The organism is Stenotrophomonas sp. ESTM1D_MKCIP4_1, assembly GCF_003086895.1.
Classification (GTDB): domain Bacteria; phylum Pseudomonadota; class Gammaproteobacteria; order Xanthomonadales; family Xanthomonadaceae; genus Stenotrophomonas.
In genome coordinates this window covers 412,362-435,508 of the sequence record NZ_CP026004.1, presented here as the reverse complement: position 1 = coordinate 435,508, position 23,147 = coordinate 412,362, and the positions used below count along the sequence as shown (strand labels likewise).

Sequence of the window (23,147 nt, the reverse complement as noted above, 5' to 3'; positions counted from 1 at the left end):
GCCTGATCGATGAGCCCTGATTACCAGATTCCCGGCCGCGTGCCGGATGACAGCACCCCGCGCGAGACGATTTCGGACTACTGGCGTGACCGCTACAGCGCCGAACCGTACTACGACGCCAGCCTGTTGTTTGATGACTACGAACCCGCCTACCAGGTCGGGCACGCGGCACGCTTCCACGAAACCCGCGCCGACCAGGTGATCCGCGCCTACGAGGAAGTGGAGCGTGAACTGGAATCGCGCTGGGCCAGCGATCGTGGCCGCAGCCGGCTGGAGTGGGAACAGGCCCGCGCGGCGGTGCGCCGTGGATGGGATGAAGCGAACACGGTGGACCCGCGCCTGGGTCGCCTGGGCTGAACCGTCCCGCCGCTGTAGAGCCGAGCCCACGCTCGGCTGCTCAGGCGGTCGTAGCGTCGAGCTTGCTCGACGGATCGTGGCAGCATCCACGCATGGCGTGGATCTACACGGGGCAAAGCCGCTGTCAGTCCTGTTCCGGCAGCGGCGGCATCGCCGGCTTGCGCGCAGGCTGCCCGCCGTTGGCGGCGATCAGGTCGCGGGTGTTCTTCTGTACCGCCACCGCACCAAACAGCGACAGCGCGAAGGCCATGCCATAGAAGCCTTTTTCGCTCAGCGCCAGCGTTGCGTTCCACAGCCCGACCAGCAGCAACAGCAGCGCGGACAGCAGGGCGAACCAGCACAGCGCGTAGTAGAGCCCGCTGACCGGGATGTCTTCCACGCGGTCACGTACGCTTTTCTGCAGCGATACGGCCGCGAACAGGCCAAACAGCAGCAGCGTCAGGTAGTAGCCCTTCTCGTTCAGGGCCATTTCGGCATTGAACAGGCCGATCAGGTAGGCCACCGCGCCCAGCAGCAGAGCCACCCAGGAGGCGGCGATGAACGCGGGCGAGGGCTTGGAAATGTGGGTCGGTTGCATTGCAGATCCTTGCAGGCAACGGGCACGCATTGCCCGGGGTGGTCACACCCTAGACCATCGGCCACGCGCCGCACAGGGGGTGGCAGGACCTTTGGACCACGCCCCGTGCAACCGCCGTGGTGTACAACGGGGTTTGGCCATCCGCATCCCCACCCTGGAGATACCCATGACCCGCCTTGCACACCGTACGCCCCTGCTGCTCGCCATGGGTCTGCTGCCCATCCTCGCCGCCACCGCCTGCAGCGCCGCCGGGCCGGATACGACAGCGGCTGCGCAGGCCGCGCCTGCGGCCGCCAGCGCTGACCAGCGCCCGTTCACCGCCACCGAGGTCAGCCGCTTCGACCAGCCGTGGGCGATGACCTTCCTGCCCGACGGCAGCCTGCTGGTCACCGAAAAGCGCGGCAAGCTGCAGCACCTGGACCTGGCCAGCGGCCAGAAGCACGAGATCACCGGCGTGCCGAAGGTTGCCTATGGCGGCCAGGGCGGCTTCGGTGACGTCATCCTGCACCCCGACTTCGCCCGCAACAACGTGGTCTATGTCAGCTACGCCGAAGAAGGCACGCTCGACACCCGCGGTGCCGCCGTGGCGCGCGCGACGCTCGCCCTGAACGCCGACGGCAGCGGTGCGCTGAACGACCTGAAGGTGATCTGGCGGCAGACGCCCAAGGTCAGCGGCCAGGGCCATTACGGCCACCGTCTGGCGTTCGGCCCCGATGGCAAGCTGTGGATCAGCTCCAGCGAACGGCAGAAATTCGACCCGGCCCAGGACATGAGCGGCAACCTCGGCAAGATCATCCGTCTCAATGACGATGGCAGCGTGCCGGCGGACAATCCGTTCGCCTCGCAGGGCGGTGTCGCGGCGCAGGTCTGGTCGCTGGGCCACCGCAACGTGCTGGGCATCGCCTTTGATGCCAACGGCAAGCTGTGGGCGCAGGAAATGGGCCCGGCCGGTGGCGACGAGCTGAACCTGATCCAGCGCGGCGCCAACTACGGCTACCCGATCGTTTCCAACGGCGATCATTACGACGGCCGCCCCATTCCCGACCATGACACCCGTCCGGAATTCGCCGCACCGAAGGTGACCTGGAACCCGGTGATCTCGCCGGCCGGCCTGATGTTCTACAGCGGCGCCCTGTTCCCGCAGTGGAAGGGCAGCGCCTTCATCGGCGGCCTGTCATCCACCTCGCTGGTGCGGGTGGCCTTCGACGGCGAGAACGCCCGCGAAGCCGAGCGCTTCAACATGGGCGAGCGCATCCGCGAAGTGGAACAGGGCCCCGACGGCGCACTGTGGCTGCTGGAAGACGGCAGCAAGGCCCGCCTGCTGAAGCTGACGCCGAAAGCCTGATGTCGTGGTAGCGCCGGCCGCTGGTCGGCATCGTCCCTGCCCAACGGCCCCGCATCACGCGGGGCCGTTCGCGTTTACTGGATGGTGCCGACCTTCACTTCGGTGCGGGCGCAGGCCTTGTCCAGGCATTCGCCGGTCAGCCACACCTGGCCATCGCCGATCATCACACCCTGCTGGTTGACGAACACCTTGTCGAATTCCTGTTCGGACATCGCCTTGACCACGGCCGGGGTGATGATCTTCTCGTAGTTGCGCTGGAACTCGCCCGGCCCGGTGATCTTCTTTCCCCCGGCAACGTTCAGCGGGAAGCGCACTTCCTCCACCACGGCAGCGCGGTCACCGCCGACCACCGCCGTCTTGAAGGCGTTGAACACGTTTTCGTACTGCGCGGCATCGCCCAGCACGCTGTCGATGCGTGCACGCGCATCGCCTTCATCGGCGACGGCGGGTGCAGGGGTCTCGCTGGCGTGTTCGGCAGCCGCCTGCGGTGCTGCGGTGGGGTAAGGTGTGGTGCTTGCTGCGGCTTCGGCCGGCGTGGCGCCGGTCATCGGCGGCGGCGCATCCGCTGCAGGTTCGGCCGGCGGTGCCGGCTGCGAACAGGCCGCCAGCAGCAGGGCCGGAATCAGGAAAGCAATCGTGCGCATGCGCGGACTCCATCGAATGAATGCCTCGATGGTAGCGCCGGGCCATGCCCGGCGTGTTTGCCATGGGTGAGGACGCCGGGCATGGGCCGGCGCCTCACTGCCAGTTGATCCACGCCATGCGTGGATGCTCCACCGTTGGTTCCGGCCAGTGCGGTCAGGCCTTCAGCAGCTCGAACTGCGCCGCTTCACCGGCCGCCGACGAAGCACACACCCACACGTCGAACTGGCCCGGCTCGGCACGCAGCACGCCGTCGCGGCCAGTGAAGGCCAGCTGTTCGCGGCGCAGGGTGAAGCTCACTTCGGTCGATTCGCCCGGCTGCAGGGCAACCTTGCGGAAGTCCTTCAGCTCGCGCACCGGCCGCACGCGGCTGGCCACACGATCGTGGATGTACAGCTGCACCACTTCCTCACCAGCCACGGCGCTGGTGTTGGTCAGCGTGGTGGTGAGGGTGAGGGTGTCGTCCCAGCCCAACTGGGCCGTGCTCAACTGCGGCACACCGTAGGCGAAGGTGGCGTAGCCGATGCCGTGGCCGAACGGGTACAGCGGCTCATTCGGAATCTCGCGCCAGCGTGCCTTGAACTCCGACATGGTCGGCAGTTCCGGGCGGCCGGTGCGCGGGTGGTTGTAGAAGTACGGCTGCTGGCCGGACACCTGCGGGAAGCTGACCGGCAGGCGGCCGGACGGGCTGTAGTCGCCAAACAGCACATCGGCCACGGCATGGCCGGTCTGCGTCCCCAGGTACCAGGTGACCGCCACGGCATGTGCGTTGCGCACGGCCCCCTGCAGGGCCAGCGCGCGGCCATTGCGCAGCAGCACCACCAGCGGCTTGCCGGTCATCGCCACGGCCTCGGCCAGCGCCTGCTGTGCCGGCGGCAGGGTGATCTCCACGCGCGACTGTGCTTCGCCGCTGTAACGCTGCGGCTCGCCCAGCGCCAGCACCACCACGTCGGCGCGCAACGCTGCCGCCACGGCCGCTTCGGTACCGCCGGCAATGGCGGTTTCCAGCTCGCAGCCGGGCACGATCTCCAGCAGCGCTTCATCGCCGATGGCCGCGCGCACGCCGGTTTCCAGGTCCACATAACGCTGCTTGTCGCCGAACAGGGTCCAGCAGCCTTCGATGTTCTCGCGGTCCTGCACGAACGGGCCGATCAGGGCGATCTTCTGCCCGGTCTTCTGCAGCGGCAGCACGTTGTCGCGGTTGTTCAGCAGCACGATGGAACGGCGCGCAGCGTCGCGCGAGAGTTCGTCATGGGCGGCGATATGCGAGGTATCCGCTTCACGCGCCGGGTCCAGCGAACGGTAGGGGTCATCGAACAGGCCGATGGTTTCCTTCAGCCACAGGATGCGGCGCACGCCTTCATCCAGCACCGCCATCGGCACCTCGCCGCTCTCCACCAGGCCCGGCAGGTGCTCGGCGTAGAAGCCGCTCTGCATGCTCAGGTCCAGGCCGGCGGTGAACGCCTTGGCGGTGGCATCACGATCGTCGGCGGCATAGCCGTGGGCGACCAGTTCCATGTCGGCGGTGTAATCGGAAATGACCACGCCCGGGAACTTCCATTCGCCGCGCAGGATGTCGGTCAGCAGCTCGGCGTTGGCACTGGCCGGCACGCCGTTGATGTCGTTGAAGGAGGACATCACGGTGATCGCGCCCGCGTCGAAGGCGGCCTTGAACGGCGGCAGGTGCACGTCGCGCAGGGTCTGCGGCGAGATGTCCACCATGTTGTATTCCATGCCGGCCATCACCGCGCCATAGGCGGCGAAGTGCTTGGGCGTGGCCAGCAGCGAGTCGGCCGCGCGCAGGTCGCCGCCCTGGAAACCCCGCACGCGGGCGGCGGCGAAGGCACAGCCCAGCACCACGTCCTCACCGGCACCTTCGGCGCCACGGCCCCAGCGCTGGTCGCGGGCGATGTCCACGGCCGGCGCGTAGGTCCAGTGCAGGCCGGCAGCCGTCGCCTCGACGGCGGTGGCACGCGCGGTGCGCTCGGCCAGGTCAGGCTCGAAGCTGGCCGCCTCGCCCAACGGAATCGGGAACACGGTGCGCATGCCGTGGATGACGTCGGCCGCCAGGATCACCGGGATGCCCAAGCGGCTCTCTTCGGTGGCGACCTGCTGGATGCGACGGCCCAGCTCTGCGCCCACACCGTTGAACAGCGAGCCGACCTTGCCCTCGCGCACCTGCTGCAGCACCTGGTCGGCGTTGCGCACGTTGGCTTCCGGATTCACGTCCGGCGCGAACGGGCGGACCATGTCCGCGAAGACACCCAGCTGGCCGACCTTTTCCTCGACGGTCATCTGGGCAATGAGGGATTCGATGCGATCGGAGGCCACCAGCGGTCCTTATGAAAACGTTTACAAGCCCGGCATTCTAGCGTTCCCGAGCCATTTGGCGAGAGGTTTCGTCATTCAGTTTCGTGCGCCCGCCCACAGTCCGGGCGGTCCATACGGGGGCGGACGCGAGGATGGAGCTTACTCCGAGCTGGCCAGCGAGCGCTGCCCCGCCATCAACATCGCGTCGCTGGACGCCTGGAATACCCGCAGGCCAAAGACCGGCAGGATCGCCAGCAGATGGTCGAAGATGTCCGACTGCACCCCTTCATAGACCGCCCAGGCCGTGCTGCGGGTGAAGCAGTAGATCTCCAGCGGCAGGCCCTCGGTGGTGGGCTGCATCTGCCGTACCAGCAGGGTCATGTCGGTATGGATGCCCGGATGGTTGCGGAGGTAGCGCTCCACATAGGCCCGGAAGGTGCCCAGGTTGGTCACCCGGCGGCTGTTCACGTCAGACACGCCCTGCTCGCGCAGGCGGCCGTTCCACTGGTCCAGTTCCTGCGTCTTCTCGCGCAGGTAGTCACCCAGCACGGCGAACTGGCCCAGGCGCTGCAAGGCGTCGGCGTCCAGGAAGCCCACGCTGTGCTGGTCCAGGTACAGCGCGCGCTTGATGCGGCGGCCACCGGCCTCCTGCATGCCCCGCCAGTTCTTGAACGACTCGGTCACCAGCTTCTTGGTGGGAATGGTGGTGATGGTCTTGTCGAAGTTCTGCACGGTGACGGTGTGCAGAGCGATATCGATGACATCGCCATCGGCGTTCTGGCTGGGCATTTCGATCCAGTCGCCGATGCGCACGCGGCCATCGCCGCTGATCTGCACGCTGGCCACCAGCGACAGGATGGTGTCCTGGAAGATCAGCATCAGCACCGCCGTGGCCGCGCCGAGGCCGGTCACCAGCGGGCCGATCTTCACTCCCAGCAAGGTGGCGACGATGGACAGGCCGGCGGCCACGAACACCACGATCTTGACCACCTGCAGGTAGCCCTTGATCGGCTTGTTGCGCGCATCGGGCTTGCGCTCGTACAGGCTGTTGGCCGCGTCCAGCGCATGCGAGAACGCCAGCGACACGGTCAGCACCGCCCACACGATGCACAGCCTGGTGATGACGTGGACCAGGCTGGGCGGCAGGTCGGGAATCAAGGTGATGCCCGAGGCGATCACCTGGCTGGGTACCACGTTGGACAGGCGGGCGATCACCCGCATCAGGTGGCTGCCGCGCCCGGATTCGGCGCCCGGCAGGCGCTGCAGCAGGCGCCGCAGGCCGCGCACCAGGATGCGCTTGGTGACCCAGTTGGCCAGGCCGGCGGCGATCAGCAGCGCCGCGATCATCAACGCCAGGTAGGCGCCGGGATAGGGTTCCAGTGTCATCTGCAGCTGTTCCAGCCACTGTACCGCCACCACCGCATCCACCATCCTTTCGCTCCTTCTTCAGTCGTGTTGGGTTGCCGGCCAGCGGCCGGCACTACCGTGTTTGCCGGCCGACGGCCGGGGTGTCAGTCGCGCGAGCGTTCGATGATCACGCCCACTGCGCGCGCGCCGCGCACGGCGCCGGGCTTGCTCAGCTTCAGGCGCAGCCACTTCACGTCGAACTCGTCCAGCACGATCTGCGCGCAGCGCTCGGCCAGGGTCTCGACCAGACCGAACTCCGATTCGCGCACGAACTGTTCCAGGCGCTTGCTCACCGCCTTGTAGTTCAGGGTGTGGGAAATGTCGTCGGATGCTGCAGGGCGACGGTTGTCGAAGCCCATTTCCAGGTCGAACACCAGGTCCTGCCGGATCCGCCGTTCCCAGTCGTAGATGCCGATCAGGGCGTCGATCGTCAGCCCTTCGATGAAAACCTTGTCCATTGCGGTTACCAGCCTGAAATCAGGCGACCATGGTAACGGCACGGCAGTGAGCCTGCCCGGAACGGGCAATGGCATGGGCGCGGCGCGCGGGTGGGGCGGAAAAACAAAGGGCCCTGCTAGCGGGGCCCTTTGGTACCTCTCAACGTCCTCGGGGGGAGCTGGAAACCAGCCGCGAGTCCCGAAGCACACGTTGCAAATGATGAAGAACCGACTTCGCGTAGTCCAGAGGCATTCGCGACAGATCAGGAGAACTCCGAATGCCCGTGAGAATTGCGCTGTCCCACCGTATGGATTTACCTGATATCACCGGCTCAGCGCGCGGCGCAAGCTGTTGATCCACCATGCGGTTCTTCCTCAAATGAAAGAGCAACGGATTCTGCAGGCAGCACTCTCCCGGCTCCGCTGGGCGACCTACAAACGTATTGCACACCGGCATTCTCTGGATGCCGCTGCGCTCTACGTCTGGAACATGCAGATGTGCGGCGCGCTGCTTTCGCCGCTACACGTCTGCGAGATCGTGATCCGAAACGCGGTCGCCGCTGCCTTGGCACATGCCTACGGTCCCCGCTGGCCTTGGCACCCAGCACTGCTGCAGCGGATGCCTGCCGATGGCGCGCTGTCGGGGCTGCAGGATCTACTTGATCGATCAAGCCAGCCCATGAACACTCCGGAGATCATCGCCAGTCTCAGGTTTGCGTTCTGGCAGCAATTGTTTACACGGCGCTTTGAGGGGCCCATCTGGGCGAGGGGGCTGAAGATAGCTCTGCCCAACGCTCCAAAGAACACGGTCGGCATCATCCGTACCACCATCCAATGCCGACCTCGACCGTATCCGCCACCTGCGCAACCGCATTGCGCACCACGAACCCCTCCTGGAACGCGATCTTGGTGCCGATCTGGCCGCGATCGGGCGGCTGATCCATGCGCGCTGCCCGCACACCCTGGGGTGGCTGCAGCGCCATGAGCGGGCGACGACCGTACTGGCGGCGTCGCCATTGGCAGGGCGTCCGTAACTCGTCCGTCGGGCATGGCCCGGCTCTACCAAAACGCGGAGAGCAGCCGAGCATGGCTCGGCTCTACAACCAGGCGTTCAGACCGCCGGCAACGTCGCCATGTCCCAGCGCGGGGTCACTTCCACCTTCGGCGGATTGTGCTGGCCGGCCTGGAGGCGCAGCGCGCCGGCAAAGGCGATCATCGCGCCGTTGTCGGTACACAGCGACGGACGCGGGAAGCAGGCCCGGCCGCCCAGGCGTTCGGCCATCTGCTGCAGACGGGCGCGCAGGCGCGTGTTCGCACCCACGCCTCCCGCCACCACGATCACATTGGTGCCCGCCGCTTCCAGCGCGCGCTCACACTTGATGGACAAGGTTTCCACCACCGCATCTTCAAAGCCGCGGGCGATGTCGGCGCGGGTCTGCTCGCTCTGGTCGCTGTCGCGCCAGGCCATCAGGACCTGGGTCTTCAGGCCGGAGAAGCTGAAATCCAGCCCCGGCCGGTCGGTCATCGGCCGCGCGAAGCGGTAGGCGCCCGGCGTGCCCTGTTCGGCCAGCTTGGCCAGCTGCGGGCCACCCGGGTACGGCAGGCCCATCAGCTTGGCGGTCTTGTCGAAGGCCTCGCCGGCCGCATCATCCAGGGTCTCGCCCAGCAGGCGGTACTGGCCGATGGCGTCCACCGCCACCAGCTGGGTATGGCCGCCGGACACCAGCAGGGCCACGAACGGGGCCTCCGGCGGGTCGTCTTCCATCAACGGCGCCAGCAGGTGGCCTTCCATATGGTGTACACCCACCGCCGGCACCTCCAGCGCCCAGGCCAGCGACCGGGCCACGCCCGCGCCCACCAGCAGGGCGCCGACCAGGCCGGGGCCGGCCGTATAGGCCACCCCGTCGATGTCACCGACGCCCAGGCCCGCCTCGGCCAGGGTCTGGCGCACCAGCGGCAGCAGCTTGCGGACGTGGTCGCGGCTGGCCAGCTCAGGCACTACACCGCCGTACTCGGCGTGCAGGGCGATCTGGCTGTAGACCGCATGGGCGCGCAGGGCCGCGCTGCCGGCCAGGTCGGTGTCATACACCGCCACGCCGGTCTCATCACAGGAAGATTCGATGCCAAGGACTCGCATGCCTGCTATTATGACGCCCCTGCCGCCCCCTCGGGGGACGTGCAGATCTCTCTGCTTTCGATCCCCGGCCCGCATTCAGGGTTGGACGCTTGCAGTTTGTTGATTCGCCGCTATAATGTGCGGCTCGCCGGGCGTGACCCGGTTCTACTGTGTCCCGGAGATTCCATGCCCAGCGTCAAAGTCCGCGAGAACGAGCCCTTCGAGTTTGCTCTTCGCCGCTTCAAGCGCACTTGCGAAAAGGCCGGTGTGCTGGCCGAAACCCGCAAGCGCGAGTTCTACGAAAAGCCGACCCAGGAGCGCAAGCGCAAGGCCGCCGCTGCTGTGAAGCGTCAGCTGCGCCGCTCGTCGCGCGACGTCACCAAGCGTCAGCGCCTGTACTGATCGGACGCATCTTCATTGCGACGGGCTTGCCTGTCGCAGTGGAGCCGAAGCCGGCACGCGCAAGCGTCGCCGGCTTTTTGCGTTTCCGGGTTCGGGCATCCGCCCCTGCCCCACCACCACCCCGAGGTTCCTCATGAGCATGAAGCAGCAGCTCACCGACGACATGAAGGCCGCCATGAAGGCGGGCGAGAAGCACAAGCTGGGCGTGATCCGCCTGATCAATGCCGCCATCAAGCAGAAGGAAGTGGACGAGCGTGTCGAGCTGGATGACACCGCCGTCATCGCCGTGCTGGACAAGATGGTCAAGCAGCGCAAGGACTCGGTCAGCCAGTACGAAGCGGCCAACCGTGAAGACCTGGCCGAGATCGAGCGCGCCGAGATCGTGGTGATCGAAGCCTACCTGCCGGCGAAGATGGGCGAGGCCGAGATCGTGGCCGCCATCCAGGCCGCCATCGCCGAGACCGGCGCCACCGGCCCGGCCGACATGGGCAAGCTGATGGGCGCCCTGAAGCCCAAGCTGGCCGGCCAGGCCGACATGGGCCTGGTGTCCAAGCTGGTCAAGCAGCAGCTGTCGTAAGCCAGCACGCGGGGTCGGATCCCTTTCGCCACGCGAAAGGGATCCGACCCCATCGTTTCACCACGCCTTCGACCCTCGGCTGCTACAACAGGCCCATGGTTGAACCCGCGTCCCCTGTCCCCGTGAATCTACGCAAATACGTCCAGCGCCTGCAGGACAGCTTCCCGATGGCCGTCGGCAAGCGCTTCGTCGAGATCGACGTGCTTACCCAGGCCGCCTCGGTCTCCTTCTACGCCCTGCTCTCGATGGCACCGCTGCTGGTGCTGCTGCTGTGGCTGACCGCCTCGCTGTATCCCCCCGCACAGCAGGCCCTGGTCGAACAGATCAGCGCCGCCGCTGGCAGCAGTGCGGCCACGGTGGCCGAAACCGTGCTGAAGAATGCCGACAACCAGCCCGACGTCGGTTCGCTGGCCGGGCTGTGGAGCACCCTGCTGCTGTTCATCGGTGCCACCGCAGTGTTCGCCCAGCTGCAGAACGCCCTGAACCTCATCTTCCGCACCAGTGGCGAGCGCCTGGACGGCATCAAAGCCTGGCTGCGCAAGCGCGTGTTCTCCTTCGGCGTGGTGCTGGCACTGGGTTTCCTGCTCATCCTGTCGATGACCGCCACCACCATGCTGCAGGTGGCCTTCGCCCAGCTGCCGTCCATCCTGCCGGCCATCGGCTATCTCACCAGCCTGCTGCTGTACGCGGTCGGCTTCGCTTTCATGTACCACTACCTGCCGGACCGCCGCGTGGCGTGGCGCCAGGCCTTCATCGGCGGCGTCATTACCTCGGCGCTGTTCGCACTGGGCCGCTATGGCATCGGCGTCTACATCGCCACCGTTGCCCCCGGCAGCGCATACGGCTCGATGGGCGCGCTGGTCATCTCGCTGGTGTGGATCTACTACGCCACCGTGGTGTTCTTCGTCGGTGCGCTGATGACCGCCGTGATCGACGAGCGCCTGCGTGCACGCACCCATCTGGCCGCAGCAGGCATCGACCCGGCAGAGGCCGGTCCGGTCCCCGCCAGGGAGTAAACTAAGCGGACTGATCGTTCCGCCTCGCGTGGCCACTGGCCGCGCCCCTGCCCTGTTGCCCATGGCCCGTATCCCCGACGCTTTCATCGACGACCTGCTGGCCCGCTCCGACATCGTCGAGGTGGTGGGCAGCCGCGTGCCGCTGAAGCGACAGGGCAAGGAATATGCCGCGCGTTGCCCGTTCCATGACGAGCGCTCGGCCTCGTTCACGGTCTCGCCCACCAAGCAGTTCTATCACTGCTTCGGCTGCGGCGCGCACGGCACCGCCATCAGCTTCCTGATGAACTACGACCGCCTCGAATTCCTCGATGCGGTGGATGAACTGGCCAAGCGCGCCGGCATGGAAGTGCCGCGCAGCGAGAACCCGCGCAACGCCCAGCAGCAGGACGACAGCCGCGAGCTGTACTCGGCGCTGGATGCAGCAACGAAGTTCTTCCAGAAGAATCTGGAAGGCAGCGAGAAGGCCCGCACCTACCTGGACGGCCGCGGCGTGGACGAGGAAAACCGCGCGCGCTTCCAGATCGGTTACGCGCCCGATGGCTACAGCGGCCTGCGCGATGCGCTGGGCAAGGACGAGCGGCGCATGAAGCTGCTCGACCGCGCCGGCCTGTTCTCCAAGAACGACCGCGGCCACGTCTACGACAAGTTCCGCGACCGGGTGATGTTCCCGATCTTCGACCGTCGTGGCCGTGTCATCGCCTTCGGCGGCCGCGTGTTCGAGAAGGACGACGGCCCCAAGTACCTCAATTCGCCGGAAACCGCGCTCTTCCACAAGGGCCGCGAACTGTACGGCCTGTGGCAGGTGCGCCAGGCCAACCAGAAGATCGAGCGCCTCATCGTGGTCGAGGGCTACATGGACGTGGTCTCGCTGTTCCAGTTCGGGGTCACCCAAGCGGTGGCCACGCTGGGGACGGCCACCACGCCGGACCATGCCGAGCTGCTGTTCCGCAATGCGCCGGACGTGTTCTTCTGCTTCGACGGCGACGCCGCCGGCCGCCGTGCCGGCTGGAAGGCGCTGGAATCGGTGCTGCCGCGCATGAAGGACGGCCGCCAGGCCTTCTTCCTGTTCCTGCCCGATGGCGAAGACCCGGACACCATCGTGCGCAAGGAAGGCGCGGAGGTCTTCAACGACCGCCTGAAGCAGGCCACGCCGCTGTCGCAGTTCTTCTTCGATGAACTGACCCGCGAGATCAACCTCGGCACGCTGGACGGCAAGGCGCGCCTGGCCGAGCGGGCCAAGCCGATGCTGGCGCAGATTCCCGATGGCGCCTTCGGCGACCTGATGAAGCAGCAGCTGGCGCAGCTGACCGGCCTCGGTGGTGGCAATGCCGCAGCCGCACGCGCACCGATGCCGCAGCGCGCACCGGCCCGGCAGATCCAGCCCATCGCCAAGCGCAGCCTGGTGCGCGGCGCTATTGCCGTGCTGCTGCAGCAGCCCTCGCTGGCGATGAGCCTGGGTGGCAAGCACCACTTCCAGGGCCTGCGCCTGCCCGGCGTGGAACTGCTGCTGGAGCTGCTGGGCCTGGTCGAACAGCGCCCGGACATCAGCACCGGCGCCCTGCTGGAACATTTCGACGGCCGCGAAGAGCAGGCCTCGCTGCATACGCTGGCCGCGCAGACCCTGCCCGGCGACGAGGCGATGTGGACCCAGGAGCTGCATGACGCGGTGGCCCAGCTGGAGAAACAACTGCTGGTGCAACGTCTGGACGAGCTGTTGGCAAAGCAGCGCCAGCAGGGCCTGGACGATACTGACAAGTACGAACTGCGCGAACTGCTGAAGGCCCGCGCCACCCTGCGGTTGTAGGGTGCACTGACGGCATGGACGCGCGGCCCCCTTCATTCACTGATCCCCTGCACCAAGGAGCCTGCCCACCATGACCCGCTGGTGGTCGCGCCTGCGACCGGACAACTTCACCCTCGCCCTGCTGTGCACCGTCGGCCTGGCCTCGCTGCTGCCGATGAAGGGCGCCGCCGCCATCGTGCTGGACGATGTCACCACCGTGGCCATCGCCGCGCTGTTCTTCCTGCATGGCGCGCGGCTGCCGCGCGAGTCGATCATCGGCGGCATGCTGCACTGGCGGCTGCACCTGACCATCCTTGCCTGCACCTTCATCCTGTTCCCGCTGCTCGGCCTGCTGTTCAAGCCGCTGTCGGGCTGGCTGCTGACGCCGGAGCTGTACCTGGGCGTGCTGTTCCTGTGCACCCTGCCCTCCACCGTGCAGTCGTCCATCGCCTTCACGTCGATGGCGCGTGGCAATGTGCCAGCCGCGGTGTGCAGTGCCTCGCTGTCGAGCATCCTCGGCGTGTTCCTCACCCCTCTGCTGCTGACCGCGCTGGCCGGCACCTCCGGCGGCGTGCACGACCCGCTGCATGCCATCGGCGGCATCATGCTGCAGCTGCTGGTGCCGTTCGTTGCCGGCCACCTGCTGCGGCCGTGGATTGCCGGCTGGGTCGAAAGGCAGCGTGCGCTGCTGCGCTACACCGACCAGGCCACCATCCTGCTGGTGGTGTATTCGGCGTTCGGTGAAGCCGTGACCGAAGGGCTGTGGAGCAAGACACCGCTGCTGTCCCTGTTCGCTGTGGCCGTGGTGGCCGCTGTGCTGCTGGGTATTGCCATGCCACTCATCACCTTCCTCGCCCGCCGCCTGCACTTCAACCGCGAAGACGAGATCGCCATCGTGTTCTGCGGCTCGAAGAAGAGCCTGGCCACGGGCGTGCCGATCGCCAAGGTGTTGTTCGCCGGGGGCAGCCTGGGCGCCATCGTGCTGCCGGTGATGATCTACCACCAGATCCAGCTCATCGTCTGCGGTGTGATCGCGCAGCGGTATGCGAAACGCGCGCCCTGAGTGGGCGCGCGGGTTGTTGCAGGGAACGCCCATCCACGCATGGCGTGGATCTACTGTAGAGCCGAGCCCATGCTCGGCTGATCGCCGCCGCTAATCCTTTATGGCCGCTGCGATGTCGTGCAACGTCCGGGCATTACGCTCCACGTCGCTTCCCGGCTCCCCCGTGGCAATCAGACTGTAGGTCTTGCTGACTCCCGTCCAGGCAAGCTCCACGCGGGTACGGCCGGCACTGTCCACCGCCCGCCCCAGGTGAGCGGGCTTGCCGTTCACCAAGGTGTTCTGCGCTTCCGCGATGACCTCGATCTGCGTGCCTGCGGCGACGAAGTTGTTCTCACTGAACTCCACGGTGCCGACGCCTTGTAGCCGGTAATAGCGGCTCAGGCCCGAGGACTTTCCACCATCCAACGCGCCGCTGGGCTCCATACCGATCAGCTGGGCGGGGCCCAAGAGGCTGCCTTCCAGCCTGCTGGGGGGCTGCGGCAGGCGCTGGCGCAGTTCCGGCGCCGAACGATGACGGCGCGGCAACGCTGCCAGCATTTCGTCCTGGGTTGGGATGCTCCCTTCCGCAACCTGCACGACACCCTTGGATCGCTCGATATCAGCGCGAAGCTGCTGCTTCACTTCGTCGGGGGCATCCAGGTCTGCCAATCGCACGACGCGGAAACTGCCCGCTGGCGGCCTGCCGCCCTGCGTAGCGACCTGCATGCCGCGCTGCTGCAGCCACTGCCCGACCGAGTCGGGGTCTTCCTTACGTGCAGATGCTTGTGCATTCACCGCGATCACCACGAAGGCACCGCACAGCAGAAGGAAAGGCATCGCGACCACCTTGCTCCACAGAAATGCGAGTCATCTCGCCAGTCCTCTGTATGCGCTTTGGATCGCCCCACCGGGCGGGCCAGTGCGAATATGTGACCCATCGCTCGCGGCAAGTCGGCTGCACGGCAAATCCCTACAGCGTGGCAGCTTGATTGCCTGGCGCAGTGTCGCCCCCAGCGAGTAGAACCCGACGTTGAACACACCGGGTTCGGCGGGAACGCCATCCAAGCATGGCGTGGATCTACTGCCCTTCCAACGTGCCGACGCTCAGCTCCGGCATCCACACCCACAGGTCGTATTGCCGTTTGGCATGGGTGTCGACCCGTGGGCCGCGCGCCACCTGTTCGGGAATTGACCATGCCCTGCAGGAGCCCGCGCATCCCCATGCTTCGCCACGCAACGCTTCCAATCGCACGCTGTAGATATCCAGATCACGCAGCCCCGACGCCATCGGCCGCATCTGCATCTCCGGTGGCATGCCCTCCGGCCGCTGCAGCATGGCGTGCACGTTACCCGTCAGCACGACCATGCGTGCGCCCTCGGGCAGGCGCCGGTACAGCCGGCGCAGCTCGGCCGCCACGCGGTCGTCGCGGGCCTGATTGCCGCCGTCATTGTGGTTGACGTCATAGCCGACAATCGTGATGTCACGCCCCTGCGCCTTCAGCGCGCGCAGGGCTTCGATCATCGCGAGCATGTCGCGGCTGCGGCGGCCATCGTGCTGATCGTCCCGCACGGTCCAGTAGGCGCGGTCCTGCAGGTGCCTGCGTGCCACCGCTCCGCCATCGGAATCCAGATAGTCGCGCAGCGTGGGGTTTTCAGCACGCGGCAGTTCCAGCGCCAGAATCAGCGGCGTGCCATCCCGGCTGTAGTCGTCCACCAGCTGGCGCACCAGCAGCGGCGTCTCGCGGGTGCCGTGGAACTCGCCCAGCACCAGCATGCGATGGTCAGCCGCGTGCTGGCGGATCTGCGCAGCGGTGTCGTCGGCATGCGCCGTGAGGGTCATGCCCAGCGCCATGATCAGCGCGGTGGTCCAGCGAAAGATCGAATGCATCCCTGCTCCTTCCTATCCTTGGGGTCAGGAACAGCAATGGCGACACCTCAACCGCCGTTCAAGGCGATTCGCGTCATGCGGGGATGCCCTCGCGGGCGGATGGGGGTCAGAGCCCCTTCGGGGATCCGACCCCGACGCCTTACATCCAGGGCAGGATCCAGTGGTCCACCAGCAGGAACGCGAACAGCGCCATCAGGTACACGATGGAGTAGTGGAACATCTTCATCGAGAACAGTTCATCCGGCGGGTTCAGCATGCGCCAGGCGTACCACAGGAAAACGGCGTTCAGCACGATTGCGCCGCCCAGGTAGAACGGCCCGCTCATGCCCACCAGGTAGGGCACCACGCACACCAGCGCCAGCACCACCGAATACACCATGATCTGCTTGCGCGTGTGCACCACGCCATGGGTCACCGGCAGCATCGGGATCTTCGCCTTGGCGTAGTCCTCGCGGCGGAAGATCGCCAGCGCCCAGAAGTGCGGCGGGGTCCAGATGAAGATGATCAGCACCAGCAGCGACGAATACGCCCAGTCCGACGGGCCCTGCATGCCGGTGATCGCCGCCCAGCCCAGCATCGGCGGCATCGCGCCGGCCAGGCCACCGATGACGATGTTCTGCGAGGTCGCGCGCTTCAGGTACACGGTGTAGATCACCGCATAGCCGATCAGCGAGGCGAAGGTCAGCACCGCAGTGATCCAGTTCACCCACAGCAGCAGGATCGCCATCGACAGCACGATCAGCACGCCGGCAAACACCAGCACCTGCCACGGCTTCACCTTGCCCACCACCAGCGGGCGCCACGAGGTACGCGCCATCTGCGCGTCGATGTGCGCATCCAGCAACTGGTTGATGGCAGCGGCAGCCGAAGCGGCCAGCCAGATGCCGAGGAAGCCGAGGGCACCGGCACGCACCTGCTCCCAGCTGGGCACGCCCGGAATGGCCAGGACCATGCCGACCAGGGCGGTGAAAACGATCAGGGCCACGACCTTGGGCTTGGTCAGGTCCCAGTACTGGCGGTAGTTGGAAAACATGGGATCAGTCCGGGGCACGCAGGCGGGCCAGCAGGCTGACCAGTACGAACAACAGGGCAACGGCCACGCCGTTGTGGGCCACGGCCACTTCCAGCGGCAGGGCCAGCTTCACGTTCAGGATGCCCAGGGTGACCTGCAGCACCAGCAGCGCCAGCAGCGCGCTGGCCCAGCCACGCATGCTGGGCAGCCGGAACAGGCGCAGGCCCAGCCACAGCAGGTAGGCCGCCACCACGATGGCGAACAGGCGGTGCGCCATCTGGATGGCGATGCGCGATGCGCCGTCCAGCACGCCCCCTTCGTAATCCACCCCGATGCCGCGCCACAGGGTGAAGCCCTCGGCGAAGTTGTGCTGCGGCCACCACTGGTTGGCGCAGCGCGGGAAGTTGTCCAGCGAAGCACTGCCGCCGCCACAGGCCAGCGCGGCGTAGTTGGCGCTGACCCAGCCGCCCAGGGCAATCTGGGTGACCAGCACGGCCACGCCGATGCGCAGCAGCCATTTCAGCTTGGGCGCTTCGGCCAGCGTGATCGGCAGGTGGGTCGCACGCCAGGCCATCCACACCAGCAGCGCGAACATCAGCATGCCGCCCAGCAGATGGCCCATCACCACGATGGGCTTGAGCAGCAGCGTCACCGTCCACATGCCCAGCAGTGCCTGGAAGATCACCACCGCCAGGGTCAGCAACGCCGCGCGTGCCAGATCGATGTTGCTCCAGCGCAGTGCGGCAATCAGCAGGATCGCCTCGCCGATGAGGGCCAGGGCACTGGCCGTGCCATGCCAGCCCATCATGTACAGCGGTATGCCGGCGGCCACCAGGACGCAGGCGGTCACCACCGCCGTGCTTCCGAAGCGTCGCCTGCGCGTGGCCAGCAGGGCCAGGGTGAGGATCTCGATGCCCAGCGCGCCCGCCAGGAAGCGATGCACCTGTTCGCGCCAGGCCTTGTGGGTTTCCAGCGGACGGATCTCGGCGGCCGGGTGGCCGATGGTCTCTTCCACGTGCTGCGGCCAGGTCGCCTGGCCATAGCAGGTCGGCCAGTCCGGGCAGCTCAGGCCGGCATCGGACAGGCGGACGAAGGCGCCGAACATGATCGTACTGGCGGTCATGATCATGGCGAACCACGCCAGGCGGTGGAAGTTGCGATGCAGCGCCGGACGCGCGGAAAGGCTCATCAAACAGGACTCACTTCAGTTTCAGCAACGTGGCCATGTCCTTGCGCAGGCCCCCCAGGTCGGAACCGGGGGCATGGCGCATGATCACGAAGCCGTTCGGATCGATCACGTAGACCGGCAGTCCCGCCGGATCATCGACGCCCGGCAGAGCCGCGCGCAGGGCTGGCGACGGGGCCAGCGGCCGCAGCGCGGGCAGCGAGGCGATCGACGCCGGTGGCGTACCCAGCCACAGAATCTCGACATTATCCGCGTTATGGCCGAACAGCTGCCACACCTTGCCCAGTCCCTGCGACAAAGTGACGCACGATGCGTCGCAGACACCGGCCGGGGCCACGAGCAGTCGCCAGGTCCGCGCCTCGGGGTTCCACGGGTAGGCCTGGCCGTTCGCCAGGGTGGGCGCCTGCTGGCGCAGATCGACCGGCGGCTGCAGCAACTGCCCCGCATTGCGGTGCCCGGTGGGCTGCCAGCCGGTGAAGCGCAGCACGGCGGCCAGCGCCATCGCCCCGAAGAACACGGCGAACAGCAGCACCAGGGTCCGGCGGCCGGAACCGCGCGCCTGCGGGGACGTAGCAGTGTTCATGGGAGCATTTTCTCATGGTTGGGTAAGGGATGCCGGTAGTGCCGGCCGCTGGCCGGCCTCCAGGAAACTGGGGAATGCCGGCCAGCGCCCGGCACTACCGGGCATGGGCGCGCCGCCGACGCCATTCCAGCACCAGCGCCACCACCAGCACGGTCAGCGCCAGGCCGAACCACTGCACGGCGTAGCCCAGGTGGCGCTGCGGTGGCAGCGTGTTGGGCAGCAGGTCCAGGTCACGCTCGTCGCCGAACGGCAGGGCGGGGTCCAGGCGCAGCACGCGGTCGGGCAGCGTCGGCAGGCCCAGCGCGCGTGCCAGGCCCTCGGCCGGCAGGCGGCTGGCCAGCCAGCGCCCGGACTGGCCGGTGCTGGAAAACGCCTGCCCCAGCGCCAGGCCTGCGGCAGGCGGCGGCGCCAGCAGGCCACGTACCGCCACAGGAGACGGTGGCGCGGGGATCTCCGGCAACGTGCGATCCGGCGGCAGCGCGCGCCAGCCGAGGTCCACCAGCAGCACGCTGCCGGCATCACTCTGGAAGGGGCGATAGATCTTCACCCCGGCGCGGCCCTGCCGGGTCTGGTTGTCCAGCAACACCACGCCGGGCAGGAAGCGGCCATGGTCGGCCACCCCATGCAGCGCTCCAGGTGCCGCCAGCGCCTGCGCCAGCGGCAGGGCCTGCGCCAACGCCGGCCCCTGCGCGTCGAGCATCGCCTGCTTGGCGTGCATGCGCTGCAACTGCCAGAACCCCAGGGCGGTAAACGCTGCCATCGCCAGCACCGCCATCAGCCAGCCGACCACGCGTGTGTGCTGGCGCATCATGACAAGTCCGCGCAAACGCGGTCAGATAGGCGCATCCACCCCGTCCTCGAGCCGCGCATGAGTGATTCGCTGAAGACCCTGCTGGTAATCGCGTTTCTGATCGTCATCGTCTGGAATCTGGGCGCCGGCCTGTATTACCTGCTGGTCGACCGCGGCCAGACCAAGCGCACGGTCAACGCACTGACGCGCCGCATCGCGGTGTCGGTGGCCCTGATCGTACTGGTGATCGTGAGCATCTACATGGGCTGGATAAAACCGCACGGCATCGGCGGCTGACGCCGTCGCCGGCAGCGTCAAAGCACGTAGACGAACATGAAGAGCATCAGCCACACCACGTCGACGAAGTGCCAGTACCACGCGGCGGCTTCAAAGGCGAAATGGTTGTCGCGGGTGAAGTGGCCCTTGGCCGAGCGCAGCCACATCACGATCAGCATGATCGTGCCCAGCAGCACGTGCGCGCCGTGGAAGCCGGTCAGCATGAAGAACGTCGAACCGTAAATGCCCGAACCCAGGGTCAGGTTCAGCTCCTTGTAGGCGTGGATGTATTCCTCCGCCTGCAGGGTGAGGAAGCCCAGGCCGAGCAGCACGGTCACGCCCAGCCAGACCAGCAGCTGGCGGCGCTTGCCGGCCTTCAACGCATGGTGGGCGATGGTCAGGGTCACGCCGGAGGTCAACAGGATCAGCGTATTGATCAGCGGCAGGCCCCAGGCCGGGATGGTCTGGAACGCACCGCCGATGGCCGCCGGCCCGTTGGTCGGCCAGCCCGCCGAATAGCCCTGCCACAACAGTTCATTGGTCATCACCCCGCGGCCTTCGCCGCTGAGCCAGGACAGGCCGAGGTTGCGGGTATAGAACAGCGCGCCGAAGAAGGCACCGAAGAACATCACTTCGGAGAAGATGAACCACACCATGCCCATCCGGAACGAGCCGTCGACCTGGCGGTTGTAGTGGCCGGCCTGCGATTCGCGTACCACGTCGCTGAACCACCAGAACAGGGTCAGCACCAGCATCGCGATGCCGATGTAGAAGGTCCAGCGCCCCCAGCCTGCATCGTTGAGCCAGCTGGCCACGCCGACCATGGTCACCATCATCGCGATGGACCCCACGAACGGCCACCGGCTCTGGGCCGGGACGAAGTACACGTTGGCGTCGGTCGGTGTCTGGGCCATGTCGGTATCCGGGTCAGGGAGCGGCGTGCGCGCCTTCCGACGTGGCGGCAGGTGCCAGCCGATCGGACAGCGCATCGTTGCGGTAGAAGGTGTAGGACAGGGTGATCGTCTTGATCTCCGGCGGCAGGTCGGGATCGACGATGAAGCGCACCGGCATGTCGCGCTTTTCGCCGGCCTGCAGCGTCTGCGCGGTGAAACAGAAGCATTCGGTCTTGCTGAAGAAACCCGATGCACGCGCGGGCGCCACCGAAGGCACGGCGCTGCCGACCACGGCGTTGGTGCTGTCGTTGCGTGCGAAGTACAAGGCCTCGTTGAGCTCGCCGGGCACGACGTCCATGGTCAGCTGTTCGGGGTGGAAGGACCACGGCAGCCGCGAATTGACGCCGCCATCGAACTCCACGCGCACCGTACGCTTGCCAGCCGCGGCGCCGGTACTGGCCTCGCTGCCGGGGCCGCGCTCCAGGCGCACACCGAAGACCTTTTCGCAGGCGATGCGGTACAGCGGCACCAGCGAGAACGTCAGCAGGAACACCGCCACCGCCACGCCGATCAGGCGCGGCAGCCCGGCACTGCGTGACGGAGCGGTGGCCGGCGCTTCGCTCATCGGCCGATCACCCCGCTGAGGATGAAGCCGACGTAGACCAGTACGGCGATGGCGCCGACCCACATGGCGGTGCGCTTTGCGCGCTGGCGCTGCTCCTGGTAGAGCCGACCGTTGGTCGGCTGCGCTTCGCCAGTCGACCAACGGTCGACTCTACCCATGGCGTCAGCCGAGCATGGCTCGGCTCTACATGGGGCAAGCGGGCTCTCGTTATGCATGGCCCGCCTCAATGGGTGATGTCGTCATGGGCCAGATCCCCCGGGCGGATGGTCGGCGGCGTGGTGAACGTATGTGCCGGTGCCGGCGACGGCAGCGTCCATTCCAGGCCACGCGCGCCTTCCCAGCTGCGGGCTTCGGCCTTCTCACCGTTGCGCAGCGAGGACAGCAGGATCGCGGCCATCATGAAGGGCGTGGCGAACATGCCGAACGCACCGATCGAGCTGATCAGGTTCCAGTCGGCGAAGGCCACGCTGTAATCGGGGATGCGCCTCGGCATGCCGGCCAGGCCGAGGAAGTGCTGCGGGAAGAACAGCAGGTTCACGAACACGATGGACCACCAGAAGTGCACCTTGGCCCACTTCTCGCTGTACATGCGCCCGGTCCACTTCGGCCACCAGTAGTACACCGCCGCGATCAGCGCGAACACCGCACCGGTCACCAGCACATAGTGGAAATGGGCCACCACGAAGTAGGTGTCGTGGTACTGGAAGTCGGCCGCCACGATGGCCAGCATCAGGCCGGAGAAACCACCGATGGTAAACAGGATGACGAAGGCCACCGACCACAGCATCGGCGCCTCGAAGGTGAGCGAGCCGCGCCACATGGTGCTGACCCAGTTGAACACCTTCACGCCGGTCGGGATCGAGATCAGCATGGTGGCGAACATGAAGTAGATCTCGCCGCCCAGCGGCATGCCCACGGTGAACATGTGGTGGGCCCAGACGATGAACGACAGGAAGGCGATGGCTGCGGTGGCGTACACCATCGCCTGGTACCCGAACAGCGGCTTGCGGCTGAAGGTCGGGATGATCTCGCTGACCACGCCGAAGGCGGGCAGGATCATGATGTAGACCTCCGGATGCCCGAAGAACCAGAAGATGTGCTGGTACATCACCGGGTCACCGCCACCGGCGGCATTGAAGAAGCTGGTGCCGAAGAACTTGTCGGTCAGCAGCATGGTCACCGCGCCGGCCAGCACAGGCATCACCGCAATCAGCAGGAAGGCAGTGATCAGCCAGGCCCAGCAGAAGATCGGCATCTTCAGCAGGTCGATGCCCGGCGCACGCATGTTGAGCACGGTGGCGATGATGTTGATCGCGCCCATGATCGAGCTGATGCCGGCCACGTGGATGGCGAACACGCTGAAGGCCACGTTGTAGCCACCCTGCAGCGACAGCGGCGGATACAGCGTCCAGCCACCGGCCGGTGCGCCGCCTGGCAGGAACAGGGTCAGCAGCAGCAGGCTGAAGGCCACCGGCAGCAGCCAGAACGACCAGTTGTTCATGCGCGGCAGGGCCATGTCCGGCGCGCCGATCTGCAGCGGGATCATCCAGTTGGCCAGGCCGACGAAGGCCGGCATCACGCCACCGAAGATCATCACCAGTGCATGCACGGTGGTCATCTGGTTGAAGAATTCGGGTTTGACGAACTGCAGGCCCGGCTGTGCCAGCTCGGCCCGGATCACCACGCTCATCGCCGCACCGATGATGAACATGATGAAGCTGAAACCCAGGTACAGGGTGCCGATGTCCTTGTGGTTGGTCGAGAAGAACCAACGCTCGAAGAAGCTCTGGTGGTGGTGGTGATCGTCGTGCCCAACTGCCGAGTGCGCCATCGCAAAACACCTCTCAGAATCGGTTGTCGCCACGGCCGCGAACGGCCGCGGG

At 66.7% G+C, this 23,147-nt stretch carries 25 protein-coding genes; 8 read left to right on the top strand and 17 right to left on the bottom strand.

Translation table 11 applies throughout. From position 1 onward, the window contains the following. Positions 1 to 9 precede the first annotated feature (9 nt). Positions 10 to 357 carry a hypothetical protein gene (locus C1924_RS01970; protein ID WP_079220385.1) on the top strand — a complete coding sequence of 116 codons (348 nt, stop codon included), beginning with the start codon at positions 10 to 12 and terminating at the stop codon, positions 355 to 357. A gap of 124 nt (positions 358 to 481) precedes the next feature. On the opposite strand, the gene yiaA is transcribed toward C1924_RS01970, so the two are convergent. After that, the gene (gene yiaA / locus C1924_RS01965) at positions 482 to 934 is read right to left on the bottom strand and encodes an inner membrane protein YiaA (RefSeq protein ID WP_108763835.1); all 453 of its coding nucleotides are present in this window, start codon (positions 932 to 934) and stop codon (positions 482 to 484) included. Between the two features lie 166 nt (positions 935 to 1,100). Between yiaA and C1924_RS01960 the strand changes: the two genes are divergently transcribed. After that, on the top strand, positions 1,101 to 2,279 hold the full coding sequence (locus C1924_RS01960) for a PQQ-dependent sugar dehydrogenase (RefSeq protein WP_108763834.1): 1,179 nt from the start codon (positions 1,101 to 1,103) through the stop codon (positions 2,277 to 2,279). Between the two features lie 74 nt (positions 2,280 to 2,353). Here the strand turns inward: C1924_RS01960 and C1924_RS01955 are convergent, their stop codons facing one another. The 6 genes from C1924_RS01955 to tsaD form a co-directional block, all read right to left on the bottom strand. After that, positions 2,354 to 2,923, bottom strand: coding sequence for a hypothetical protein (locus C1924_RS01955; protein WP_108763833.1), 570 nt, complete (start codon positions 2,921 to 2,923; stop codon positions 2,354 to 2,356). Positions 2,924 to 3,077: 154 nt separating this feature from the next. Continuing rightward, positions 3,078 to 5,252, bottom strand: coding sequence for a glycoside hydrolase family 3 N-terminal domain-containing protein (locus tag C1924_RS01950; RefSeq protein ID WP_108763832.1), 2,175 nt, complete (start codon positions 5,250 to 5,252; stop codon positions 3,078 to 3,080). A gap of 138 nt (positions 5,253 to 5,390) precedes the next feature. Further along, complete coding sequence (locus tag C1924_RS01945) at positions 5,391 to 6,662, bottom strand: mechanosensitive ion channel domain-containing protein (protein WP_108763831.1); 1,272 nt, start codon at positions 6,660 to 6,662, stop codon at positions 5,391 to 5,393. Between the two features lie 80 nt (positions 6,663 to 6,742). Then, positions 6,743 to 7,096, bottom strand: a complete 354-nt coding sequence (gene folB, locus C1924_RS01940) for a dihydroneopterin aldolase (RefSeq protein ID WP_108763830.1) — start codon at positions 7,094 to 7,096, stop codon at positions 6,743 to 6,745. A 794-nt stretch (positions 7,097 to 7,890) separates the two neighbouring features. Continuing rightward, complete coding sequence (locus C1924_RS20690; RefSeq protein WP_343125673.1) at positions 7,891 to 8,019, bottom strand: hypothetical protein; 129 nt, start codon at positions 8,017 to 8,019, stop codon at positions 7,891 to 7,893. 167 nt (positions 8,020 to 8,186) lie between these two features. Then, complete coding sequence (gene tsaD / locus C1924_RS01930) at positions 8,187 to 9,212, bottom strand: tRNA (adenosine(37)-N6)-threonylcarbamoyltransferase complex transferase subunit TsaD (RefSeq protein ID WP_108763829.1); 1,026 nt, start codon at positions 9,210 to 9,212, stop codon at positions 8,187 to 8,189. 165 nt (positions 9,213 to 9,377) lie between these two features. Here tsaD and rpsU point away from each other — a divergent pair, with 165 nt between their 5' ends. From rpsU to C1924_RS01905, 5 genes are all read left to right on the top strand, one after another. Next, positions 9,378 to 9,593, top strand: coding sequence for a 30S ribosomal protein S21 (rpsU, locus tag C1924_RS01925; protein WP_002808376.1), 216 nt, complete (start codon positions 9,378 to 9,380; stop codon positions 9,591 to 9,593). Between the two features lie 133 nt (positions 9,594 to 9,726). Then, positions 9,727 to 10,170: a GatB/YqeY domain-containing protein gene (locus C1924_RS01920; RefSeq protein ID WP_108763828.1), complete on the top strand. Its 444-nt coding sequence runs from the start codon at positions 9,727 to 9,729 to the stop codon at positions 10,168 to 10,170. Between the two features lie 95 nt (positions 10,171 to 10,265). Then, a complete protein-coding gene (locus C1924_RS01915; protein WP_108763827.1) occupies positions 10,266 to 11,186 on the top strand; it encodes a YihY/virulence factor BrkB family protein in 921 nt (306 codons plus the stop codon). A 61-nt stretch (positions 11,187 to 11,247) separates the two neighbouring features. Then, on the top strand, positions 11,248 to 12,990 hold the full coding sequence (gene dnaG, locus C1924_RS01910) for a DNA primase (protein WP_108763826.1): 1,743 nt from the start codon (positions 11,248 to 11,250) through the stop codon (positions 12,988 to 12,990). Positions 12,991 to 13,060: 70 nt separating this feature from the next. Then, the gene (locus tag C1924_RS01905) at positions 13,061 to 14,032 is read left to right on the top strand and encodes a bile acid:sodium symporter family protein (protein ID WP_108763825.1); all 972 of its coding nucleotides are present in this window, start codon (positions 13,061 to 13,063) and stop codon (positions 14,030 to 14,032) included. Positions 14,033 to 14,122: 90 nt separating this feature from the next. Here the strand turns inward: C1924_RS01905 and C1924_RS01900 are convergent, their stop codons facing one another. From C1924_RS01900 to C1924_RS01875, 6 genes are all read right to left on the bottom strand, one after another. Continuing rightward, entirely contained in the window at positions 14,123 to 14,848 is a 726-nt protein-coding gene (locus tag C1924_RS01900) for a hypothetical protein (RefSeq protein ID WP_108763824.1), read from the bottom strand. A 241-nt stretch (positions 14,849 to 15,089) separates the two neighbouring features. Continuing rightward, positions 15,090 to 15,899 (bottom strand): calcium-binding protein, encoded by an 810-nt coding sequence (locus C1924_RS01895; protein ID WP_108763823.1) that lies wholly within the window; start codon positions 15,897 to 15,899, stop codon positions 15,090 to 15,092. 139 nt (positions 15,900 to 16,038) lie between these two features. Then, complete coding sequence (cyoE, locus tag C1924_RS01890) at positions 16,039 to 16,932, bottom strand: heme o synthase (RefSeq protein ID WP_108763822.1); 894 nt, start codon at positions 16,930 to 16,932, stop codon at positions 16,039 to 16,041. Positions 16,933 to 16,936: 4 nt separating this feature from the next. After that, a complete protein-coding gene (locus tag C1924_RS01885) occupies positions 16,937 to 18,100 on the bottom strand; it encodes a COX15/CtaA family protein (RefSeq protein ID WP_108763821.1) in 1,164 nt (387 codons plus the stop codon). A gap of 10 nt (positions 18,101 to 18,110) precedes the next feature. Then, positions 18,111 to 18,680: a hypothetical protein gene (locus C1924_RS01880; RefSeq protein ID WP_108763820.1), complete on the bottom strand. Its 570-nt coding sequence runs from the start codon at positions 18,678 to 18,680 to the stop codon at positions 18,111 to 18,113. 94 nt (positions 18,681 to 18,774) lie between these two features. Next, positions 18,775 to 19,491, bottom strand: a complete 717-nt coding sequence (locus C1924_RS01875; RefSeq protein ID WP_108763819.1) for an SURF1 family protein — start codon at positions 19,489 to 19,491, stop codon at positions 18,775 to 18,777. Positions 19,492 to 19,548: 57 nt separating this feature from the next. Between C1924_RS01875 and C1924_RS01870 the strand changes: the two genes are divergently transcribed. Next, positions 19,549 to 19,767, top strand: a complete 219-nt coding sequence (locus C1924_RS01870) for a twin transmembrane helix small protein (protein WP_008264755.1) — start codon at positions 19,549 to 19,551, stop codon at positions 19,765 to 19,767. Between the two features lie 17 nt (positions 19,768 to 19,784). Here the strand turns inward: C1924_RS01870 and C1924_RS01865 are convergent, their stop codons facing one another. Genes C1924_RS01865 through ctaD form a run of 4 tightly spaced genes read right to left on the bottom strand, consistent with a single transcriptional unit; the run spans position 19,785 to position 23,095 of the window. Further along, complete coding sequence (locus tag C1924_RS01865; protein ID WP_108763818.1) at positions 19,785 to 20,660, bottom strand: cytochrome c oxidase subunit 3; 876 nt, start codon at positions 20,658 to 20,660, stop codon at positions 19,785 to 19,787. 13 nt (positions 20,661 to 20,673) lie between these two features. After that, the gene (locus tag C1924_RS01860; RefSeq protein WP_108763817.1) at positions 20,674 to 21,264 is read right to left on the bottom strand and encodes a cytochrome c oxidase assembly protein; all 591 of its coding nucleotides are present in this window, start codon (positions 21,262 to 21,264) and stop codon (positions 20,674 to 20,676) included. Further along, a complete protein-coding gene (locus tag C1924_RS01855) occupies positions 21,261 to 21,479 on the bottom strand; it encodes a hypothetical protein (protein WP_108763816.1) in 219 nt (72 codons plus the stop codon). The genes C1924_RS01860 and C1924_RS01855 overlap by 4 nt, the downstream gene beginning before the upstream one ends. A gap of 8 nt (positions 21,480 to 21,487) precedes the next feature. Next, positions 21,488 to 23,095 carry a cytochrome c oxidase subunit I gene (gene ctaD / locus C1924_RS01850; RefSeq protein WP_057497455.1) on the bottom strand — a complete coding sequence of 536 codons (1,608 nt, stop codon included), beginning with the start codon at positions 23,093 to 23,095 and terminating at the stop codon, positions 21,488 to 21,490. Between the last annotated feature and the right edge of the window lie 52 nt (positions 23,096 to 23,147).

Bases quoted from the DNA above. Each gene is read 5' to 3' on its own strand.
- C1924_RS01970 (WP_079220385.1), top strand. From the start codon at position 10: ATGAGCCCTGATTACCAGATTCCCGGCCGCGTGCCGGATGACAGCACC.
- yiaA (WP_108763835.1), bottom strand. From the start codon at position 934: ATGCAACCGACCCACATTTCCAAGCCCTCGCCCGCGTTCATCGCCGCC.
- C1924_RS01960 (WP_108763834.1), top strand. From the start codon at position 1,101: ATGACCCGCCTTGCACACCGTACGCCCCTGCTGCTCGCCATGGGTCTG.
- C1924_RS01955 (WP_108763833.1), bottom strand. From the start codon at position 2,923: ATGCGCACGATTGCTTTCCTGATTCCGGCCCTGCTGCTGGCGGCCTGT.
- C1924_RS01945 (WP_108763831.1), bottom strand. From the start codon at position 6,662: ATGGTGGATGCGGTGGTGGCGGTACAGTGGCTGGAACAGCTGCAGATG.
- folB (WP_108763830.1), bottom strand. From the start codon at position 7,096: ATGGACAAGGTTTTCATCGAAGGGCTGACGATCGACGCCCTGATCGGC.
- C1924_RS20690 (WP_343125673.1), bottom strand. From the start codon at position 8,019: ATGGATCAGCCGCCCGATCGCGGCCAGATCGGCACCAAGATCGCGTTC.
- tsaD (WP_108763829.1), bottom strand. From the start codon at position 9,212: ATGCGAGTCCTTGGCATCGAATCTTCCTGTGATGAGACCGGCGTGGCG.
- rpsU (WP_002808376.1), top strand. From the start codon at position 9,378: ATGCCCAGCGTCAAAGTCCGCGAGAACGAGCCCTTCGAGTTTGCTCTT.
- C1924_RS01920 (WP_108763828.1), top strand. From the start codon at position 9,727: ATGAGCATGAAGCAGCAGCTCACCGACGACATGAAGGCCGCCATGAAG.
- C1924_RS01915 (WP_108763827.1), top strand. From the start codon at position 10,266: ATGGTTGAACCCGCGTCCCCTGTCCCCGTGAATCTACGCAAATACGTC.
- dnaG (WP_108763826.1), top strand. From the start codon at position 11,248: ATGGCCCGTATCCCCGACGCTTTCATCGACGACCTGCTGGCCCGCTCC.
- C1924_RS01905 (WP_108763825.1), top strand. From the start codon at position 13,061: ATGACCCGCTGGTGGTCGCGCCTGCGACCGGACAACTTCACCCTCGCC.
- C1924_RS01900 (WP_108763824.1), bottom strand. From the start codon at position 14,848: ATGCCTTTCCTTCTGCTGTGCGGTGCCTTCGTGGTGATCGCGGTGAAT.
- C1924_RS01895 (WP_108763823.1), bottom strand. From the start codon at position 15,899: ATGCATTCGATCTTTCGCTGGACCACCGCGCTGATCATGGCGCTGGGC.
- cyoE (WP_108763822.1), bottom strand. From the start codon at position 16,932: ATGTTTTCCAACTACCGCCAGTACTGGGACCTGACCAAGCCCAAGGTC.
- C1924_RS01885 (WP_108763821.1), bottom strand. From the start codon at position 18,100: ATGAGCCTTTCCGCGCGTCCGGCGCTGCATCGCAACTTCCACCGCCTG.
- C1924_RS01880 (WP_108763820.1), bottom strand. From the start codon at position 18,680: ATGAACACTGCTACGTCCCCGCAGGCGCGCGGTTCCGGCCGCCGGACC.
- C1924_RS01875 (WP_108763819.1), bottom strand. From the start codon at position 19,491: ATGATGCGCCAGCACACACGCGTGGTCGGCTGGCTGATGGCGGTGCTG.
- C1924_RS01870 (WP_008264755.1), top strand. From the start codon at position 19,549: ATGAGTGATTCGCTGAAGACCCTGCTGGTAATCGCGTTTCTGATCGTC.
- C1924_RS01865 (WP_108763818.1), bottom strand. From the start codon at position 20,660: ATGGCCCAGACACCGACCGACGCCAACGTGTACTTCGTCCCGGCCCAG.
- C1924_RS01860 (WP_108763817.1), bottom strand. From the start codon at position 21,264: ATGAGCGAAGCGCCGGCCACCGCTCCGTCACGCAGTGCCGGGCTGCCG.
- C1924_RS01855 (WP_108763816.1), bottom strand. From the start codon at position 21,479: ATGCATAACGAGAGCCCGCTTGCCCCATGTAGAGCCGAGCCATGCTCG.
- ctaD (WP_057497455.1), bottom strand. From the start codon at position 23,095: ATGGCGCACTCGGCAGTTGGGCACGACGATCACCACCACCACCAGAGC.